Here is a 1,056-nt window from a genome sequence, read left to right as displayed (position 1 = left end):
GGGATGGCGTGTCACTAGGCGGTGGGATGGTGCCTGGTCAGCGGCCTGTGTTCAGGTCGATGATCTTCTTGGGCGGGGTGACGTCGAGGGCGGTGAAGATGTCACGCTGGGGCTTGGTGAGGTCGGTGGACTGGCGGAAGGTGCCGGCCGGGCCGTTGTAGGTGACGGCGTGCAGGCGCTGGAGCTCGCCGCGCAGGCGGTTCCAGGTCTGGCCGGTGGAGGTCTCGGCGACGCGGATCAGCAGCAGGGCGAGCCAGCAGAGCAGGACGTGGGCGCGGATGCGGTCCTCGCGGCGGTGGTAGACCGGGCGGAGATCGAGGATCTGCTTCATGTCGCGCCAGCCGCGCTCGACTTCGAGGAGCTGTTTGTAGCCCAGCGCGATGTCCTCGGCCGACAGGTGCGGGTCGGAGGAGCGCAGGAGGTACTTCCCGTCGAGGTTGGCCTCGGCGGCGATCTTCTTCTTGTCCACCCGCAACAGCCCGCCCGGGGTGGTGCGCAGGAACCGCTTGAGTCCGGGCTTGGTGGACAACACCCCGGCGAGACGGTCGCGTTCGGACCGCGTCAGCTTGTCGGAACCTGCGATCGCCTCGGTGAGCTGGTTGACCGTCCGCTCGCGGATTGCGGCGTCGCGGGCTGCCTGGTCGGGGTTGAAGCAGATCACGAGCCGATCGTCGGAGCCGATGTTGACCTCCTTGACCTGCAGGTTGTCGCGCACGGTGGCGTAGCGGCCCTGCCGTGAGAGGGCGGCCCGCACCTCGGCGGATCCGGTGCGGAGCTTCTCGCCGATGATGTAGCCGCCGCCTCCGCGCATCAGCGCCCGGCGGTTGGCGGCGGAGGTGAAGCCGCGGTCGGCGACCCAGACGACCTTCGACAGTGTCCACTCGCGCAGATCGTCGCGGACCTGCCGGATCAGGGCCTGATCGCCGGTGTTCCCGGGCCAGGACCACACCCGCACCGGGATGCCGTCGCGGGTGACGGCCATGCCGATGACGACCTGGGGCAGGTCGTCGCGGGAGTCCTTGGACTTGCCGTGGGTGCGAAACCCGTCGTGGCGCA

At 69.3% G+C, this 1,056-nt stretch carries 1 protein-coding gene; it reads right to left on the bottom strand.

Features of this window, described 5'->3' with window-relative positions; translation table 11 throughout:
* Positions 1–37: 37 nt before the first annotated feature.
* On the bottom strand, positions 38–1,056 hold a 1,019-nt coding region (locus tag ACFY2B_RS46210; protein ID WP_390769057.1), incomplete at its 5' end, for a transposase.

It is taken from the genome of Streptomyces sp. NPDC001270, assembly GCF_042896695.1.
In the GTDB taxonomy this organism is placed as follows: Bacteria; Actinomycetota; Actinomycetes; order Streptomycetales; family Streptomycetaceae; genus Streptomyces.
The sequence above is the reverse complement of the archived record's forward strand: the minus strand, read 5'-3'. Positions and strand labels throughout refer to the sequence as shown.